Origin of the sequence: Methylobacterium planeticum, from assembly GCF_008806345.1 — a bacterium.
GTDB classification, from domain to species: Bacteria; Pseudomonadota; Alphaproteobacteria; order Rhizobiales; family Beijerinckiaceae; genus Methylobacterium; species Methylobacterium planeticum.
Genome location: NZ_VZZJ01000040.1, coordinates 13,367 through 31,214 on the forward strand (window position 1 = coordinate 13,367; position 17,848 = coordinate 31,214).

Consider the following 17,848-nt stretch of genomic DNA (forward strand, 5'->3'; position numbering starts at 1 on the left):
AGCCGACTACATGAATAAATGTTTCTGAATGTTTAAAATTTCATCAAACCGTCAAGAAAAATAATGTACGCCAAGGCTTGTATAGAGAGGGCCCAGAAGCTTTTCGCAACGAGATTGTGTTCGCGGACGGTTGTCAAAGTACCAGGGCTCAAGCCGCAGATAAAATGATCCGATCGAGGAAGTAGAACCAAGATGGCCTCGTCAGCTGGCCCCATCAAGAACGTCATCGTCATGATTGCCGATGGCGCCGGCTTCAACACCCTGCAGGCGACGCGTCTGTACTTACAAGGTTTGGCTGATGGCGATGCCCGGGCAGGGGCTGCCGGCAAGGTGCTGATCGCCGATGGTCCGGCCTTCACGGCCACCGCCCAGTCCGTCTATCCCCTCGACAACCGCACGGCTCCGCTGCCCGGCGGGAGCGGCCTCGCCCAGAACCCGGCCGTGGTCTACGACCCGGCCAAGAACTACGACTTCGCCCCCGTCTCCGGGCTTGATCCGAACGGCCAGCCGCGCGCCTTCGCAGGCTACGAGTGGAACCGAACCACCTATCCGGACTCGGGCAACACCGCGACGTCCATCGCCACCGGCGGCAAGACCTATAACAACGCCATCGATGTCGATGGCGCCGGCGAGCGGCTGTTCTCCATCGCCGAGCAGGCCAAGCAGTTGGGTAAGGCGACTGGCGTCGTCACCACGGTGCAGTTCAGCGATGCCACGCCCGCTGCGACCGGCGGCGCTCACAACATCGCGCGCTCGAACGCCAACCAGATCGCGCAGGAGATGTTCAGCGCCGGCATCCTCGACGTCATCGGCGGCACGGGCAATCCTGACTACGATGATAACGGTCGGCTTCGCATGACCCCGGACAACCAGTGGATCGGCGCCGACCTCTGGAACTCGCTCAAGGCCGACACCTTCCGCTCGCAGGACGGCCAGAGCTGGAACCTGCTCCAGGACCGCGCCTCGATCCAGGCCGCCGGCACCGGCGCTCCGACCACCGAACGCTTGGCGATGATCACCCAGGCCTTCACGTCCGGCAACTTCAACCGATCCGGCGCAGCGGCCCCCAACGCCACCGAGATCCCGTTCAGCGTGCCGCGCCTGGAGACATCGCCGACACTGTCCGAGCTGTCGCTCGCCGCATTGAACAAGCTGAACGCCGATCCGGACGGCATGTACCTCATGATCGAGGGCGGTGCGGTCGACCGCGCGATGCACGCCGACAACTTGGGGCGGATGATCGAGGAGTACATCGACTTCAACAACGCGGTGAAGACCGTCGTCGACTACATCAACTCGCCGACGAGCCGCGCCACGTTCGAGGACACGCTCATCATCGTCACGGCCGACCACGACCACCTGCTGTTCGGGCCGGAGGGGGCGACGGTCCCCTACCAGCCGGTGCAGCCGGACCGGAACGGCGACGGCGTGCCTGAGGGTCTGTTCTTCTCGACCAACCACTCGAACCAGATCATCCCCCTGTTCGCCGCGGGCGCGGGCTCGACGCTCCTGCCGCAGCTCGCGGACCAGCGCGACGTCGCCACGAACGCCCAGGGACAGTCGATCGGCAGCGGCCGGACCTACACCGACGAGGCCGAACTCGGGAATTTCCTGCAGGCTCAGGTGAACCTGAACGCGACCGCGACGACCGATGGGGCCGACAACCTGATCGGCAGCGATGCGGGTGAAACCCTGAACGGCCTAGGCGGCAACGACATCATCGACGGCCGTGGCGGCAACGACACCCTGATCGGGGGCGACGGCAACGATGCCTTGAGCGGAGGCACGGGCGACGATGTGGTGACGGGCGGCGCCGGCAGCGATACCGCGTTCTTCAACGTGACGTCGGACGGGGCGGACCGGACGGATCTCGGCGAGGGCAACGACCGCGTCAGCATCTCGGCCGCCGCGGCCGGTCAGGTGCGCCTCACCTTCACGTCCGCCGAGGTCGGCAACGGCAACGCCAACGACGGCGGCACCCTCTCGAACCAGGACGGTGCCCTCGCGGTTCGCCTTCAGGCGGAAGGAGCCAACGACACCCTGACCGGGGCGGTCAGCCGCTTCGACGATGAGGGCAACACCTTCGTCGCCTCGACGGAAGGGCTGACGTTCGACGTGCGCGACTTGGTGGCCGGCACACAGCGCGGCGACGCCTTCCGGGTGGTCGCGCTCGGCACCTCCGGCAACGATACTTTGGTTCCCCTAACCGGCCGGGATGGGCAGAGCCACTATGTCAATGCTGGACAGGGCAACGACACGGTGACGGGCGGCAGCGCCGCAGACTTCCTCGTGGGCGGGGCGGGCAACGACACGCTGAACGGAGCCGCCGGCAACGACAGTTTTATCGGCGGCGCCGGCAACGACATCCTCAACGGTGGAACCGGGATCGACCGGGCGATCTTCGCCTACGCCCTCGGAGCAGCGCAGATCAGCCTTGGCGCTTCGGGCGCCATCGTCATCACCGGACCGGAGGGCACTGACACCCTGCGGGGGATCGAGCAGGTTCAGTTCAGCGATCGCACCATCGACAACGCCGACGGCGCCCCCTTGGTCGACGACCTTACCTACCTCGCCCGCTACGCTGACGTCGCGGCCTCCGGCCTCGATCCAGACGCGCATTACGCGAGCTTCGGTTTCCGGGAGGGGCGCGACCCGAACGCCTTCTTCTCGACCAGCGGCTACCTCGCGGCCAATCCCGACGTCGCCCGCGCCGGCCTCAACCCCCTCGATCACTACGCCCAGAGCGGGTACCGCGAGGGGCGCGACCCCGGCGCAGCCTTCGACAACGAACTCTACCTCGCGCGCAACGCCGACGTCCGGGCGGCCGGGATCGACCCGCTCACCCACTACCTGCAATTCGGCCAGGACGAGGGCCGGGCGATCGGCAAGGCCATCGGCCGGGCGGGGGATCTCGGCACGGCAAAGGGCTTCGACGCCGAGTTCTACCTCTTGGCCAACGCGGATGTCGCCAAAGCCGCCCAGGCTGCAGGCGGGGATAGCTTCGCCTTCGCACAGCGGCATTTCGAGCAGTTCGGCTGGAAGGAGGGCCGCGATCCGAACGCGGTGTTCGACACCAAGGGCTATCTCGGGGCCTACGCGGACGTAGCCCGGGCCGGCATCAACCCGCTGACACACTATGACAATGCCGGCTTCAAGGAAGGTCGTGACCCCTCCGTCGCCTTCGATTCCTCGGCTTATCTTGCCGCCAACCGCGACGTCGCGGCGGCTGGGATCGACCCGATGCAGCACTACCTGCAATTCGGGATCTACGAGGGCCGCAACCCATTCTCCGACACCACCTTCGGTGCCGGTAGCGTTGGCTGATCGTCAGGCGTCCATCGAGCGCCTCGAGCTGGACGACTCGAACGGTAGCCGAGATCGTGAAGCACTACGCCGCACCGACCGGCCTTGATGCCCCAACCTTCGGGACTGGATGAGCGAACCGAGAGAGATCGAGCTGAAGCTGGAGTGAGAGCCCTCCGACCTCGCCACGTTGCAGGGTCACCCGCTGCTACAAGAGGCTACCACACAAGACACAGCGCAACTCGCCTCGGTCTATTTCGACACGGCCGATCAGCGGTTGCGGGAAGCTGGCTTCGGCCTGCGGGTTCGCAAATAAGGCGAGAGCCATATTCAAACCGTCAAGGCCGAGGGAGAAGGCCTGTTCGAGCGCTCCGAATGGGAGCAGGGGGTGGCCGGGCCCGAGCCGGATCGAGACGACATCGCCAAGACCCCGCTAGGGGAGGTCGTGAGCAAGAAGACAAAGCTCAAACCGATCTTCATCACGTTCGTGGAGCGCAAGACCTACCTGGTTCAACAAGGCAGCTCCCGCATCGAGGTTGCCCTCGACACAGGCCGGATCGAAACGCCTGCGACCGGTGGCGAAGTCATACCTATCTGCGAGATCGAGCTTGAGCTTAAGGAGGGGAATGCCGCTGATGTGTTTGCTCTCTCTCAAGCCATCTCGACGCTTGTGCCCCTTCGGCTTAGAGTCCTGAGCAAGGCCGAGCGCGGCTACGCCCTTGCGGCGGGCGATCACACGAAGGTCCGCAAAGCCGAGCCTGTCTCGCTGCGAAAGGGGATCACAGCGGCCGACGCCTTCCGGGCTGTCGCGCATGCTTGCCTGCGCCACATGCGGGTGAACGAGAACATTCTGCTTCAGCGGCGCGACGCCGATGCGCTGCATCAGGTCCGCGTTGCAATCCGTCGGCTACGCTCGGCCTTCTCGCTCTTCGGCGCTCTCGTCCAAGACGTCCAGGGTGCCCGACTGCGGGCGGAGCTGAAGCGGCTGTCGGAGCCACTCGGTCGGGCGCGCAATCTGGATGTCTTTCTGGCCACGACTCTGCCGGCCGAGCGCGCCTTGCACCCGGACGAGGTCGGCCTGCTCAACCTCGAAAAGCATTTGGAAGCCCAGCGCACCGAAGCCTACGAGGCAGTCCTGGCGACGCTGCGCTCGGATGAGTGGCGTGCGCTCATGGTTGACCTTGTGGACTGGGTCAACGCAGGGCCTTGATTGCAGACTGGCGACGCCGACAAAACTGAGCAGCGGGATCAGCCAGCCCGGACCTTCGCAGTTGTCGTGCTGGACCGGCGGCGTCGACAGGTGAAGAAGCGAGGGCTTCATTTCGACGAACTCAGCCCAGAGGATCGCCATCAGGTTCGCATCGCGGCCAAGAAGCTGCGCTACGGAGCCGAGTTCTTCGCGCGCCTCTACTCAGGCAAAAAGGCGGTCGAAAGCCACAAGGCATTCGTGAAAACCTTGTCTGACCTGCAAGACAAATTGGGCGAACAGTTCAACGTTCTTTGCCGCCGGTTTGACGGCTGCCGACATCGAGGCACGAACCAAGAAGCTCCTAGCGGCGGCTGCGGCAGCGCACGAGGAACTGATAGACGTAAAGCCATTCTGGCGCTGACGGGGCTCAAGAGAAGCATCAATGAGCGGCCCGACGAACCTCCTTATGGGTTTTGCTCCTTCCCTTCTTGTTCTTGGTGGATCGCTTCAGCACGACGGCATCCTCATCCTCGATGGCACGCTCCCCAAGTGCGAACTCCTGTAAGTGCTTTGCCTGCTCCGTGCCGCCGTCTTTGTGCTCGATCAGCGCGTAGAATGCGGCCCGGACAATATCCTTCTTTGAGGCGTCCGGATGCTGCTCGCGCACCGCCGCGATGAGACCCTTCGGCTTCTTACCAGGGGCCACCAAGCTGCTGATTGTGGCGGCGATGGCCTGGATCGAGGACATGATCTCTCCTTCAGACTGCATGCAGGAACGCGGATCATCCAACCTCTAGCATTGCTGCCTCGGCCAAGCTCAAGGCGACTGCGGCTGGGCCGCCCCGGGAGGGACTAACCGTCACCGTGCGAATGGTAAGCCTGGCAGCAGAGTGCTCGACCACGACGAATTTGCATGGCATTCAGCAAGGCTTTCACCGCGTTCGCATCCTCCGTCGCTCGCGCAGCCGGGCGGCCGAGTGCCTTCGCGGACTGCATCGTGCTGATTGTCGTCTGGGCAGTGAGCGGCCCGGTGTTCCACTTCTCCGATACGTGGCAGTTCGTCATCAAACCGGGCACGACCATCGTGACCTTCCTGATGGTCTTCCTGATCCAGAACACGCAGAACCGGGACGGGGCGGCCATCCAGGCCAAGCTCGACGAACTCATCCGGGCAAGCAAGGCACAGAATCGCTACATCGGCATCGAGAGCCTGATCGAGGACGAACTGGCTGAGTTGCGCGAGCGCTGTGCGAGCCGCGCCGAGGGCGGCAAGCTGGACGAGGCGCAGGCGGCCGCGGAGGAAGCCGCCGACGCAAGGCGCGTGAGGCCGCCCGGCGCGCCGCTGGCATGGCATCCTATCCCGACTGAGAAGGTACGGGCCGTCGGCCCGGCCGCCGACTAAACCGATGCCCACGCTTCGGTGCTGGTGAAGCGGGCGTTGCCCAGGCCCGTACCGATGGTGAGCACGCCCCAGCGCGATACGTCGCGCATCCGTGTCAGTTCGCTCAGGCCCTGCAGCACGGCGTCGTTGTGCAGCAGCACCGAGACGGGCTCGCCCCCGATGCGGCCCAGGGACTTCGCGACGCGGGTTGGCAAGTTGAAGTCGGGCTCCTGCCAGTGACCCGGCAAGTTCTGGGTGCCGGAGGCAATCGCGCCATCCGCCTGGATCTCGCCGGGGCAGCCGATGCCGACGAACGGAGCCAACGCAAGGCCATCCGCCTCCGCCCGCTCGACCAGGGCGGAGAGCATCCCGACCATGCGGCCCACCATGTCGTCGCGGCCGACCGGCTCCTTCCGGTGGCGCCAGTGCTCGCGGAACAGCACCCGGCCCTCAAGGTCGCCCACTTCCGGGGGGACGACAACGCCGGCCCTGATGTTGCCGCCCCCGATGTCGACGGCGAGGAAGGCGCGGTCCCTCTCGCCGAGAGGCAGGAGGTGCAGGGCGCCGAGGAGGGCGGCCTCATCGGGGTCCGCGCGGATCGGCAGCACTTCGACGGTGTGCCCGCCGGCGCGCAGCAGGGCGCCGGCGCGTCGGATCGCCTCCTTGCCGAGCCGGCTCTCGCGCAGTCCGCCGCCGACTACGACCCGCTCGGTGCCGCGCCACTCGTCCTCGGCGAGAAACCGGCGCACCACGTCGGCGAAGGCCGCGGCGTAAAGGTCGACGGCTCGCGCAACCACGGCGCCGGCTTCCGACCCTGGGCGCTCCAGCAGGTCGTCGAGGCTCGGGCGGTCCTCGCTCGCCGTGTCCCCGAGCGGGTCGGGCCCGCTGCGTCGCGCTTCCTCTCGCAAGCCGTCGAGGATCAGCGTGAACGCCTTGCTCCGGACGCGGTCGCCAACGAAGCCGCCGTTCTGTTCGAGCTTGAGGTTGTAGGCATCCAGGCGGTTGTCGGGGAAGTGGCGGGTCCCGTGCCGGATGCTCACTTCACACATCCGGACGCTCCAGCCAGACAAGCCGATCAGCCTGACGCTGGCTGCATGACATTACGATGACACTTACGGCCTGAGCCGTCATCTACGGCATGAGGTTCGGCACCATGCCCGAGCCAGATGGCGCCGTGGTTCTACACGGTCGCGCCCGACCGGCTTGCCCTTATGACTTACCTATGCCGGAAGCTCCACATCCATCTTGTTCCCTCACGGGGTAGCGAAGACTTCTTGCGCCACCGGGTCATCGCCGGTGTGGAGCATCCCAATGATCGTCTTCCGGCACATCGCCGCCGAATGTAGGGCCGCCCGCGTCTTCGCCCTGATGATCCTGGGCCTCGGCTCGTGGTCGGTCTTCTCCCTTGCGCTTCTCGCGTTGAACGCCCTTGACCTGCTGCCCGCGTCTTGAGCGCCTGGCCGCCGTTCGGGCTACGCGGCCGCCTGGCCGGTCCTGTCGCTCGACTTCCTGCGCCTGCCTCGGCTCGCGAGAAGGATGACGTCGAACCTCGCGAGGTTGAACTGCGTCAGCTCAGCGGCCGCTGCCTCGCTTGCGGCGTCGCCTGCGCGAGCTTCGCGGGACACGCCACCGGGGTGATCCGGGTGGATCGCACCCGATGGCGCGCATCCTGCTCCGGGGCCACTCGCCTCGACGCGCCCATTGCCTGCCGCGAACTCCAGGCCAGCCTGCGCCGAACGGGCGTCCTACCGTCCAGGGACCCGAAATCCGGCCAATCCTAATGCGATCCTTATAAGATCGCAGTCCTTTCCCTCTCGAACCCTAACGCGGTTCCCGTCCACATTGGAGGTCGGCCGAGGCTGGTCGCGGGTCGCCCGCAACCGACGGGCCGAACGAATACGGACGCACCATGCTCGACATCGTCTTCATCGCCGGAGGCCTCGCCTTCTTCGCGCTCGCCGCCGGATACGCCGCCCTCTGCGAACGCCTCTGAGGCAAGCTGCCATGACCCTCGACCTCGCCCTCGGAGCCCTCGTGACGGCCGGGCTCCTCGTCTACCTCACCTACGCCCTCGTCCGCCCCGAGCGGTTCTGAGCGGCTGAGCACGGACCAACCCCCATGACACTCAACGGCTGGATGCAGATCGCGCTGTACTGCGCGGTCGTCCTGGCGCTCGTGAAGCCGCTTGGTCTCTACATGACCCGCGTCTTCAACGGCGAGCGCAACCTTCTCTCGCCCGTGCTCGCACCCATCGAGCGCGGGCTCTACCGCGTCTCCGGCATCGATGCCCGCCAGGAGCAGACTTGGCTCGGCTATGCCGGCGCGATGGTCGTCTTCAACGTGGCGGGCTTCGTGCTGCTCTATGCCATCCTGCGCCTGCAGGCGGTGCTGCCGCTGAACCCGGCCGACCAGGCCGCCGTTGCGCCGGACCTCGCTTTCAACACCTCGACGAGCTTCGTCACCAACACCAACTGGCAATCCTACGGCGGCGAGACCACGCTGTCGTACCTGAGCCAGATGCTGGGCCTGACGCACCAGAACTTCGTCTCGGCGGCCTCTGGCATAGCGGTCGCGGTCGCGCTGATCCGCGGCTTCGCGCGTGCGTCCACGAGGACGCTCGGCTCGTTCTGGGTCGATATGACCCGCGCGACCCTCTACGTGCTGCTGCCGCTCTGCGTGCTGATCGCGCTGTTCCTGGTGTCCCAGGGCATGCCGCAGACGCTCCAGCCCTACATCGAGGCGACCACCCTGGAAGGCGCGAAGCAGACCATCGCGGTCGGCCCCGTGGCGAGCCAGGTCGCCATCAAGATGCTGGGCACCAACGGCGGCGGCTTCTTCAACGCCAACGCCGCGCACCCATTCGAGAACCCGACCGCTCTGTCGAACTTCGTCCAGATAGTCTCGATTTTCGCCCTAGGGGCCGCGCTCACCAACGTCTTCGGCCGCATGGTCGGCGACGAGCGGCAGGGCTGGGCGATCCTCGCCGCCATGGGCCTGCTGTTCGTCGTCGGCGTCGCGGTGACCTACTGGGCCGAGGCCAACGCGCACGGCGTCCTCTCGAACCTCGGCCTGACCGGGGGCAACATGGAGGGCAAGGAGGTCCGCTTCGGCATCGCGGCCTCGGCGCTGTTCGCGGTGATCACCACCGCCGCCTCGTGTGGCGCCGTCAACGCCATGCACGACTCGTTCACGGCGCTCGGCGGCTTGATTCCGCTCCTAAACATGCAGCTCGGCGAGGTCATCATCGGCGGCGTCGGCGCCGGCCTCTACGGCATGCTTATCTTCGTCGTCGTGGCGATCTTCGTGGCCGGCCTGATGGTCGGGCGCACACCCGAGTACCTCGGCAAGAAGATAGAGGCCAAGGAGGTCAAGATGGCCATGCTGGGCATCCTCTGCCTGCCGCTGATGATGCTGGGCTTCACCGCGCTCGCCACGGTGGTGCCCGCCGGGCTCGCCGGTCCCGCCAATGCCGGCCCGCACGGCTTCTCGGAGATCCTCTACGCCTACACGTCGGCGGCGGCGAACAACGGCTCGGCCTTCGGCGGGCTCACGGCCAACACCCTGTTCTACAACACGACGCTTGCCATCGGCATGCTGGTGGGCCGGTTCTTCGTGAAGATCCCGGTGCTCGCCATCGCGGGCTCGCTCGCAGCCAAGAAGCGGGTCCCGGCGTCGGCCGGCACCTTCCCGACCCATGGCGGCCTGTTCATCGGCCTGCTCGTCGGCGTGGTGCTGATCATGGGCGGCCTGACCTTCTTCCCCTCGCTGGCGCTCGGCCCGGTGGTCGAGCACCTCGCCGGCGCGGCGGGCCAGACCTTCGCGACGGGAGGCTAGAGATGCCGCGCGCCCTCCCGAACCGGCGCATACCGCGCCACCACCTGATGCCGCACCGACCGCTCCACCACCGGGCGCACGGCGCCGAGGCCAAGCCGCTACGGACCTCTGACCTCGTGTTGGCGCTCCTCGGCGTGGCGCTCCTCGGCGGCCTGGCCCTGATGGCGGCCTTCGCCCTGGCCTCCGGCGCGACCGCCCCCTGAACCGGCAAGGCCCGGCGCTGCGTCGCCGGGTCTCCCCGCCCTCTCCGGACACCGAAGACCCATGTCCCGCAAGAATTCCTCTCTCTTCAGCGCCGCCCTGGTCGGGCCCGCGCTCCTCGGATCGGTCCGCAAGCTCGACCCGCGCGCCATGATCCGCAATCCGGTCATGTTCGTGGTCGAGGTCGTGGCGGCGCTGACCACCGTGCTCTTCCTCCGCGACCTCGCCACGGGCGCGAGCGGCCTGTTCTTCTCGGGCCAGATCATCCTCTGGCTCTGGTTCACCCTGATCTTCGCCAACTTTGCCGAGGCGCTGGCCGAGGGCCGCGGCAAAGCCCAGGCCGACAGCCTCCGGCGCACCCGCACCGAGATGACGGCCAAGCGCCTGACCGGGCAGGGCCGCAGCTACGAGAGCGTCCCCGGCACGAGCCTCAAGGTCGGCGACGTGGTGCTGGTCGAGGCCGGCGACCTGATCCCCTCCGACGGCGAAGTCATCGTGGGCGTCGCCTCCGTGAACGAGGCGGCCATCACTGGCGAGTCCGCTCCCGTCATCCGGGAATCGGGTGGTGACCGCTCGGCGGTGACCGGCGGCACCCAAGTTCTATCGGACGAGATCCAAGTCAGAATCACGGCCGCGGCCGGCTCGACCTTCGTCGACCGCATGATCGCGCTTGTCGAGGGCGCGGCTCGCCAGAAGACCCCGAACGAGATCGCGCTGAACATCCTGCTCGCCGGCCTCACCATCGTGTTCGTGTTCGCCGTCGCCAGCATCCCGAGCTTCGCGAGCTACGCCGGCGGGTCCATCCCGGTCATCGTGCTCGTGGCCCTGTTCGTCACCCTGATCCCGACCACCATCGGCGCACTGCTCTCGGCCATCGGGATCGCCGGCATGGACCGCCTCGTGCGCTTCAACGTCCTCGCCATGTCCGGCCGCGCCGTGGAGGCCGCGGGCGACGTCGACACGCTGCTGCTCGACAAGACCGGCACCATCACGCTCGGCAACCGCCAGGCGACGGAGTTCCGGCCCGTCCGCGGCGTCACCGAACAGGATCTGGCCGACGCCGCTCAACTCGCCTCGCTCGCCGACGAGACCCCGGAGGGCCGCTCGATCGTGGTGCTGGCCAAGGACAAGTACGGCATCCGCGCCCGCGACATGGCGAGCCTCAACGCCAGCTTCGTGCCGTTCACGGCGCAGTCGCGCATGTCGGGTGTTGACTTGGAGGAGGCGTCCATCCGCAAGGGCGCGGTCGACGCCGTCATCGCCTCCGTCTCGGGACAGCCGATGGCCACCCGCGGGTCCAGCGCGGCGCTCGCCTACCACCCCGCCGCCGAGACTGAGGTCGTGGGTGAGATCCGGGCCATCGCCGAGGAGATCGCCAAGGCCGGCGGCACGCCGCTCGCCGTGGCGAAGGACGGGCGCCTGCTCGGCGTGGTCTACCTCAAGGACATCGTGAAGGGTGGCATCCGCGAGCGCTTCGCGGAGCTGCGCCGGATGGGCATCCGCACCGTGATGATCACCGGCGACAACCCGATGACCGCCGCCGCCATCGCCGCGGAGGCTGGGGTCGACGACTTCCTCGCCCAGGCGACCCCGGAGGACAAGCTCGCGCTGATCCGCAAAGAGCAGTCCGAGGGCAAGTTGGTGGCGATGTGCGGCGACGGCACCAACGATGCCCCGGCGCTGGCCCAGGCGGATGTCGGCGTCGCCATGAACACCGGAACGGTGGCGGCCCGCGAGGCCGGCAACATGGTCGACCTCGATTCCGATCCGACGAAGCTCATCGAGATCGTCGGCATCGGCAAGCAGCTCCTGATGACCCGGGGCGCGCTGACGACCTTCTCGATCGCCAACGACGTGGCGAAGTACTTCGCCATCATCCCGGCCATGTTCCTGACGCTCTACCCGCCCTTGCAGGCGCTCAACGTCATGGGCCTCGCCTCGCCCCAGAGCGCGATCCTGTCGGCGATCATCTTCAACGCCTTGATCATCGTGGCGCTGATCCCGCTCGCCCTGAAGGGGGTGACCTACCGACCCGTGGGGGCCGCCTCGCTCCTGCGGCGCAACCTGCTGATCTACGGGCTCGGTGGCGTCCTGGTGCCCTTCCTCGGCATCAAGGCCATCGATCTCGCCGTCACCGCACTCCATCTCGCCTGAACGAAGGTCCAAGGAGACCGGCCATGCTGAACCAGCTTCGTCCCGCCCTCGTCCTCCTCATCGCCATGACGGCGGTCACGGGCCTCGCCTACCCGCTTGCCATCACGGGCATCGCCGGGGCGGTCCTCCCCGCCAGGGCCGCCGGCAGCCTGATCGAGCGCGACGGCAAGGTCGTCGGCTCCAGCCTGATCGGGCAATCCTTCACGGGTGCCGGCTACTTCCACGGCCGGCCCTCGGCCACGACCGCGGCCGACCCGGCCGATGCCGCGAAGGCCGTGCCGGCGCCCTACAACGCCGCCAATTCCGCGGGCTCGAACCTGGGCCCGACAAGCGCGGCGCTCGCCGAGCGCGTGAAGGGTGAGCTCGACACCCTGAAGGCCGAGAACCCGAACCAGCCGGTTCCGGTCGACCTCGTCACGACGAGCGGCTCGGGGCTCGACCCGGACGTCTCGCCGGAGGCGGCCCTGTTCCAGGTGCCGCGCGTCGCCAGGGCCCGCAACCTGCCTGAGGACAAGCTGCGCGAGCTGGTGACGTCCAGGGTCGAGGGGCGCACCCTCGGCCTCCTGGGCGAACCCCGCGTCAACGTCCTGGCGCTCAACCTCGCCCTGGACGACCTCGCCAAGCGCTGAGCGGACACCATGCCCGAGACCGGCCGCGACCCGAACCGCCCCTCGCCCGACGCGCTGCTCGAAGCCGCGCGGCGCGAGGAGCGGACCCGCGGCCGGCTCAAGGTCTTCCTCGGCGCCGCCCCCGGCGTCGGCAAGACTTACGAGATGCTCACCGTCGGCCGGGCCAAGCTCAAGGCCGGCGCCGACGTGGTCGTCGGCGTGGTCGAGACCCATGGCCGGGCCGAGACCGAGGCCCTGGTCGACGGGTTCGAGGTCATACCGCGTCGGGCCGTTCCCTACCACGGGACGACCCTGGAGGAGATGGACCTCGACGCGCTGCTCGCGCGGCGGCCTGCCCTGGCACTTGTCGACGAGCTCGCCCACACCAACGCGCCGGGCTCGCGCCACCCGAAGCGCTACCAGGACGTCGAGGAACTGCTCGACGCCGGCATCGACGTCCTGACGACGCTGAACATCCAGCACGTCGAGAGCCTCAACGACGTGGTGGCCTCCATCACCCGCATCCGGGTGCGCGAGACCGTGCCGGACGGGGTCCTCGACCGGGCCGACGACATCGAGGTGGTCGACCTCAACCCGGACGACCTGATCGAGCGGCTGAAGGCGGGCAAGGTCTACCTGCCCACCAACGCCGAGCGGGCCCTGAAGCACTACTTCTCGCGCGGCAACCTGACGGCGCTCCGCGAGCTGGCGCTCCGGCGCACGGCCGACCGGGTCGACGACGAGCTCATCAGCCATATGCGGGCCAACGCGATTCCCGGCCCTTGGGCGGCGGGAGAGCGGGTGTTGGTCTGCATCAGCGAGGACCCGCGCTCGGCGGGGCTGGTGCGGTACGCCAAGCGGCTCGCCGACCGCCTGCACGCGCCCTGGACGGCGCTGTCCATCGAAGGGGCCCGATCCGCCTCCCTCGGCGAGGCCGAGCGTGACCGGATCGCCGAGGCGCTGCGGCTTGCCGACCGGCTCGGGGGCGACGCCATGACCCTGCCGGGCGGCCGCCGCATCGCCGACGACGTGCTGGCCTACGCCCGCTCGGCCAACGTCAACCACATCGTGGTTGGCAAGGCGACGCGATCCTGGCTGTTCGAACTGATCAACGGTTCGGTCGTGCACGACCTCGTGCGCCGCAGCGGCACCATCAGCGTCCACGTGGTGGCAGGTGAGGCCGTCCCGGCCGAGGCGGCGTCTCGTCGGTCCGTGGCCACCGTCGCCCCGCCCAGGTCATTCGATCTCCGGTCCTACGCCCTGGCCCTCATCGCGACCGCCGCCGGGCTCGGCCTCGCCGTGTTGCTCCAGCCCTATACCGGCGTCGAGAACGCCGACCTCATGCTGCTGACCGCCGTCGTCGCGGTGGCCGTACGCTGGGGACTGGGGCCGTCGCTCGCGGCGGTGGTGGCTGCCTCGCTGTCCTACAACTTCTTCTTCCTGCCGCCGGTCTACACCTTCACCATCGCCGACCCGACCAACGTCGCCGCGTTCCTGCTCTTCACCCTGGTCGCCGTGCTGGTCTCGAACCTCGCGGCCCGGGCGCGTCTGGCCGCGATGGTCAGCCAGGGCCGCGCCAAGTCCACCGAGCGGCTCTACGGCTTCTCGCGCAAGCTCGCGGGCTGCGCTTCGCTCGACGACGTGCTCTGGGCCACTTCGGCCCAGGTCGCGGTCATGCTGAAGGTGCGCGTCGTCCTGTTGCTGCCCGAGGGCAAGGCCGTCACGGTCCGGGCCGGCTACCCGCCGGAGGACATGCTGGACGAGGCCGACCTCGCTGCCGCGCAGTGGACCTTCGACAACGACCGGCCGGCGGGCCGCGGCGCCGATACCCTGCCTGGTGCCAAGCGCCTCTTCCTGCCCATGAGGACGGGCCGGGGCACCATCGGGGTGATCGGCCTCGACGCGGGCGGTGTCGGCCCGATCCTGACGCCGGAGGGGCGCCGCCTCCTCGATGCCCTCGCCGACCAGGGCGCCCTTGCCATCGAGCGGGTGCGCCTCGTCGAGGATCTCGACCGGGCCGAGCGGGCCGCCGAGACCGACCGCCTGCGCCAAGCCCTGCTGACCTCGATCAGCCACGACCTGCGCACGCCACTGGCCTCCGTGCTCGGGGCTGCGAGCACGCTGCGCGACCTCGACGCGGCCTTGCCGCCGGAGGCGAAGACCGAACTCCTGGCGACCATCATCGAGGAATCGGAGCGGTTGAATCGCTTCATCGTGAACCTCCTCGACATGACCCGGCTGGAAGCCGGCGCGGTGGCGCCGAACCTCGCGCCCCAGGACGTGGCCGAGACCGTCGACACCGCCCTGCGACGGACCCAGAAGATCCTGGCGGGTCACCGGGTCGCGGTCGAGATGGCCCCCGACCTGCCGATCCTGCAGCTCGACCCGGTCCTGTTCGAGCAGGTCCTGGTCAACCTGCTCGACAACGCCGCCAAGTACGCGCCCGAGGGCTCGACCGTGACGGTCAGGGCTCGCCAGGATGGCAGCCAGGTCCGCATCGAGGTGCTGGACGAGGGCGACGGCCTGCCGGCGGGGGACGTCGAGCGCGTGTTCGACAAGTTCTACCGGGTTCGGAAGAGCGACCGGGTCCGCGCCGGCACGGGGCTCGGCCTCGCCATCTCCCGCGGCTTCGTCGAGGCGATGGGCGGCACTGTCACCGCCGGCAATCGCCCCGACCGCCTCGGGGCAGCCTTCACCGTCACCCTGCCGGTCCCGGCCCGGACCGCGCCGAAGGACATCGCCGCATGAGCCCGACCATCCTGGTCATCGACGACGAGCCCCCGATCCGCAAGCTCCTGCGCATGGGTCTCGCCACGCAGGGCTACGCCATTCTGGAGGCCCCGAACGCCGCGACCGCCCTGGAGGTGCTCGGCCGCGAGAGCCCGGACCTCGTCATCCTCGATCTCGGCCTGCCCGACATGCGCGGCCACGACCTTCTGCGCGCGATCCGCGTCAGCCATCCCGGCCTGCCCGTGGTGGTATTGTCGAGCCGCGTCGACGAGGGCGGCAAGGTCGAGGCGCTCGACCTCGGGGCGGACGATTACGTCACCAAGCCCTTCGGTATGGCCGAGCTGCTGGCACGGCTCCGGGCGGCCCTGCGCCACCAACTCGCGGCCCGGGGCGAGCGTCCGGTCTTCCGGGTCGACGGCCTCTCGGTCGACCTTGTCCGCCGCATCGTGAAGGTCGACGACGCCGAGGTGAAGCTGACCCCGCGCGAGTACGACTTCCTGCGTGTGATGGTGCTGCATGCCGGCAAGGTGTTGACCCACGCCCAACTGATGCACGAGGTCTCGGTCTCGTCCGAGCCGCAGTACCTGCGGGTCTACATGCGACAGCTCCGGCAGAAGCTGGAGACCGACCCCGAGCGCCCGCGCATCCTTCTCACCGAGACCGGGGTCGGTTATCGCCTGCGCGCACCCGACGACGAACCGAACCTCAAGCTGCGGGCGGCCAACGACGTCAGGCCGCCTGCGACGGAGACGAGCCCCTGATGGCCGATCCCCTATGCCGCCGGTCGACGCAATGACCGTCGACGAGATCCTCGCGCCGACCGACGTGGTCGTCGGCCTCCGCGCTTCCGGCAAAGCGGCCCTCTTGGAAGATCTGGCCCGGCGCGCCTCGGACGCGCTTGGCATCGACGTCGGCGAGATCCTCCCGGCGCTCCTCAGGCGCGAAAACCTCGGCTCGACCGGGGTTGGGGATGGCGTGGCCCTGCCGCACGCGCGCCTGGACACCGTCCAACGGCCCTACGGCATCCTGGCGCGACTGCGCGATCCGCTCGACTTCGAGGCGGTCGACGACCAGCCCGTCGACCTCGTGTTCCTGCTGCTCCTGCCCACGGGCAGTGGGGGGGAGCACCTGCATGCGCTGGCCTGCGTCGCGCGGCGGCTGCGGGACCCGGAGACCGCGGCGGCGCTGCGCGGCGCCCGCGACGTCATCGGCCTCTACGCGCTGGCGACCGGCCGCAGCCTCACCAAGGCATGAGGAGGTGCCCCGCCGATAGGGCGTCTCGACCTGCATGGGTTCTGGCTCCGTTGCGCTACTGTCACGGTCGGCACGTATTGTCTTGAGCAATCATCCCCGCCATCTCAAATAAAAGATCGTATCTGTATCAAATCAAGCTGATCGACAAATCAAATGATTTGCAATATCAGATCTCCATTGTGGCGTATACGCTTAGCGCCGTGCGGAGATGTTACTCGATGTTCAATATGTTCAAGTCTCAAACGTCCCTGGACCTGACGCCCCGGAACTGCCTCGCCGTCTCCCTGCTCTACTGCATGGCCTCCGACGGCGAGATCGACCCGGAGGAGATCGGCCACCTCATGTCGGTCCTCGGGCGCAACGCGACGCGCCAGCAACTCGACGGGGCCCTGCGCTACACCCGCTCCACCCAGCCAGCCCAGTTCCTGACGGACGCCGCGCCCAACCTGCGGCCGGAACAGAAGCTCTGCATCATCCTGAACATGATCGACAGCGCGATGTCGGACGGCGAGGCCGAGCCGGAGGAGCAGCGCCTGATCATGCAGTTCGCGGAAGCCTTTGGGCTGACGGAAAGCGACCTGACGCCCTACTTCCGTACCCTGGTGGCCAAGAACGACCGGGCCGTGCTCGACCGCTGACCGTGGCGGCGCCGGCCAGCGCGGTCGCTCAGCAAAGCCTGAGCGAGACCGCGCCGAGGTCTCCGAACCCGCCCAGCAGGGTCTGGCCGGGCAGCACCTGCGCCAGGCCCGTGCAACTGCAACTGCAACTGCCCATGGAGACGAGGTCGCCGGCGCTCAGCCCTGAGCCTTGGTCGGCCAGGCGGCGCGCGAGCCATGCCACCGCGGCGAACGGATCGCCAAGCACGTCCTGCCCATGCCCTCGCGCGACGACGTTGCCGTCTATGGCGAGGCTCGCCTCGCTCGCCGCTAGGTCGGTCGCCGCCCAGCCCTCGATCCACGGTCCCGCCACGTGCGCGATGTCGAGTCCGAGGTCGGCGGTGGCCACCCGTTCATCCAAGAGGATCGGCGCGGCAGTGCGGCGCCCGAGCAGGTGAAGGTCGAGCCGGCATGCAAGGCAGGTCCCGGCGGCGTTCCCAGCGGTCAACGGCTCCTCGTCCGAGAATGGTTGACCCTGACCCAGCAAACTGGTCCGCGCTAAGCGCGAGTTTTTCGGGCATCCTGAACCCTGAAGGAG

15 protein-coding genes and 1 pseudogene are annotated in these 17,848 nt (G+C 68.0%); 13 read left to right on the plus strand and 3 right to left on the minus strand.

Going from position 1 to position 17,848, the window contains the following annotated elements:
• Positions 1-192 precede the first annotated feature (192 nt).
• Both F6X51_RS25510 and F6X51_RS25515 read left to right on the plus strand, forming a co-directional pair.
• Positions 193-3,324: an alkaline phosphatase gene (locus F6X51_RS25510; protein ID WP_150966672.1), complete on the plus strand. Its 3,132-nt coding sequence runs from the start codon at positions 193-195 to the stop codon at positions 3,322-3,324.
• A gap of 169 nt (positions 3,325-3,493) precedes the next feature.
• A pseudogene (locus F6X51_RS25515) lies at positions 3,494-4,913 on the plus strand (CYTH and CHAD domain-containing protein).
• Positions 4,914-4,931: 18 nt separating this feature from the next.
• On the opposite strand, the gene F6X51_RS25520 reads toward F6X51_RS25515, so the two are convergent.
• Positions 4,932-5,240, minus strand: a complete 309-nt coding sequence (locus F6X51_RS25520) for a hypothetical protein (protein WP_150966673.1) — start codon at positions 5,238-5,240, stop codon at positions 4,932-4,934.
• A gap of 165 nt (positions 5,241-5,405) precedes the next feature.
• On the opposite strand from F6X51_RS25520, the gene F6X51_RS25525 reads away from it, so the two are divergent.
• Positions 5,406-5,894, plus strand: coding sequence for a low affinity iron permease family protein (locus F6X51_RS25525; protein WP_150966674.1), 489 nt, complete (start codon positions 5,406-5,408; stop codon positions 5,892-5,894).
• Here F6X51_RS25525 and F6X51_RS25530 read toward each other — a convergent pair.
• Positions 5,891-6,913, minus strand: a complete 1,023-nt coding sequence (locus F6X51_RS25530) for an ROK family protein (RefSeq protein ID WP_150966675.1) — start codon at positions 6,911-6,913, stop codon at positions 5,891-5,893. The genes F6X51_RS25525 and F6X51_RS25530 overlap by 4 nt on opposite strands.
• Positions 6,914-7,184: 271 nt before the next feature.
• On the opposite strand from F6X51_RS25530, the gene F6X51_RS28230 reads away from it, so the two are divergent.
• From F6X51_RS28230 to F6X51_RS25575, 10 genes are all read left to right on the plus strand, one after another.
• Positions 7,185-7,325: a hypothetical protein gene (locus F6X51_RS28230; RefSeq protein WP_191970271.1), complete on the plus strand. Its 141-nt coding sequence runs from the start codon at positions 7,185-7,187 to the stop codon at positions 7,323-7,325.
• A 552-nt stretch (positions 7,326-7,877) separates the two neighbouring features.
• A complete protein-coding gene (locus F6X51_RS25535) occupies positions 7,878-7,967 on the plus strand; it encodes a K(+)-transporting ATPase subunit F (protein ID WP_017484418.1) in 90 nt (29 codons plus the stop codon).
• Positions 7,968-7,991: 24 nt separating this feature from the next.
• Positions 7,992-9,707 (plus strand): potassium-transporting ATPase subunit KdpA, encoded by a 1,716-nt coding sequence (gene kdpA, locus F6X51_RS25540; RefSeq protein WP_150966676.1) that lies wholly within the window; start codon positions 7,992-7,994, stop codon positions 9,705-9,707.
• Positions 9,708-9,709: 2 nt separating this feature from the next.
• On the plus strand, positions 9,710-9,910 hold the full coding sequence (locus F6X51_RS25545; protein WP_150966677.1) for a hypothetical protein: 201 nt from the start codon (positions 9,710-9,712) through the stop codon (positions 9,908-9,910).
• A 61-nt stretch (positions 9,911-9,971) separates the two neighbouring features.
• Complete coding sequence (gene kdpB, locus F6X51_RS25550; protein WP_150966678.1) at positions 9,972-12,062, plus strand: potassium-transporting ATPase subunit KdpB; 2,091 nt, start codon at positions 9,972-9,974, stop codon at positions 12,060-12,062.
• A 23-nt stretch (positions 12,063-12,085) separates the two neighbouring features.
• Positions 12,086-12,691 (plus strand): K(+)-transporting ATPase subunit C, encoded by a 606-nt coding sequence (locus F6X51_RS25555; RefSeq protein WP_150966679.1) that lies wholly within the window; start codon positions 12,086-12,088, stop codon positions 12,689-12,691.
• Positions 12,692-12,700: 9 nt separating this feature from the next.
• Positions 12,701-15,418, plus strand: coding sequence for a sensor histidine kinase (locus F6X51_RS25560; RefSeq protein WP_150966680.1), 2,718 nt, complete (start codon positions 12,701-12,703; stop codon positions 15,416-15,418).
• Entirely contained in the window at positions 15,415-16,161 is a 747-nt protein-coding gene (locus tag F6X51_RS25565) for a response regulator (RefSeq protein WP_150966681.1), read from the plus strand. The genes F6X51_RS25560 and F6X51_RS25565 overlap by 4 nt, the downstream gene beginning before the upstream one ends.
• 31 nt (positions 16,162-16,192) lie before the next feature.
• Positions 16,193-16,654, plus strand: coding sequence for a PTS sugar transporter subunit IIA (locus F6X51_RS25570; RefSeq protein WP_150966682.1), 462 nt, complete (start codon positions 16,193-16,195; stop codon positions 16,652-16,654).
• Between the two features lie 227 nt (positions 16,655-16,881).
• Positions 16,882-17,292, plus strand: coding sequence for a tellurite resistance TerB family protein (locus tag F6X51_RS25575; RefSeq protein WP_246697007.1), 411 nt, complete (start codon positions 16,882-16,884; stop codon positions 17,290-17,292).
• Between the two features lie 28 nt (positions 17,293-17,320).
• On the opposite strand, the gene F6X51_RS25580 is transcribed toward F6X51_RS25575, so the two are convergent.
• Positions 17,321-17,848: fumarylacetoacetate hydrolase family protein (locus tag F6X51_RS25580; RefSeq protein ID WP_210250345.1), on the minus strand; the 528-nt coding region annotated here is incomplete at its 5' end.

Coding starts and splice junctions, on each gene's coding strand:
- F6X51_RS25555 (WP_150966679.1), top strand. CDS start 12,086: ATGCTGAACCAGCTTCGTCCCGCCCTCGTCCTCCTCATCGCCATGACG.
- F6X51_RS28230 (WP_191970271.1), top strand. CDS start 7,185: ATGATCGTCTTCCGGCACATCGCCGCCGAATGTAGGGCCGCCCGCGTC.
- F6X51_RS25545 (WP_150966677.1), top strand. CDS start 9,710: ATGCCGCGCGCCCTCCCGAACCGGCGCATACCGCGCCACCACCTGATG.
- F6X51_RS25535 (WP_017484418.1), top strand. CDS start 7,878: ATGACCCTCGACCTCGCCCTCGGAGCCCTCGTGACGGCCGGGCTCCTC.
- F6X51_RS25525 (WP_150966674.1), top strand. CDS start 5,406: ATGGCATTCAGCAAGGCTTTCACCGCGTTCGCATCCTCCGTCGCTCGC.
- F6X51_RS25570 (WP_150966682.1), top strand. CDS start 16,193: ATGACCGTCGACGAGATCCTCGCGCCGACCGACGTGGTCGTCGGCCTC.
- F6X51_RS25565 (WP_150966681.1), top strand. CDS start 15,415: ATGAGCCCGACCATCCTGGTCATCGACGACGAGCCCCCGATCCGCAAG.
- F6X51_RS25510 (WP_150966672.1), top strand. CDS start 193: ATGGCCTCGTCAGCTGGCCCCATCAAGAACGTCATCGTCATGATTGCC.
- kdpB (WP_150966678.1), top strand. CDS start 9,972: ATGTCCCGCAAGAATTCCTCTCTCTTCAGCGCCGCCCTGGTCGGGCCC.
- F6X51_RS25575 (WP_246697007.1), top strand. CDS start 16,882: ATGTTCAAGTCTCAAACGTCCCTGGACCTGACGCCCCGGAACTGCCTC.
- F6X51_RS25520 (WP_150966673.1), bottom strand. CDS start 5,240: ATGTCCTCGATCCAGGCCATCGCCGCCACAATCAGCAGCTTGGTGGCC.
- kdpA (WP_150966676.1), top strand. CDS start 7,992: ATGACACTCAACGGCTGGATGCAGATCGCGCTGTACTGCGCGGTCGTC.
- F6X51_RS25560 (WP_150966680.1), top strand. CDS start 12,701: ATGCCCGAGACCGGCCGCGACCCGAACCGCCCCTCGCCCGACGCGCTG.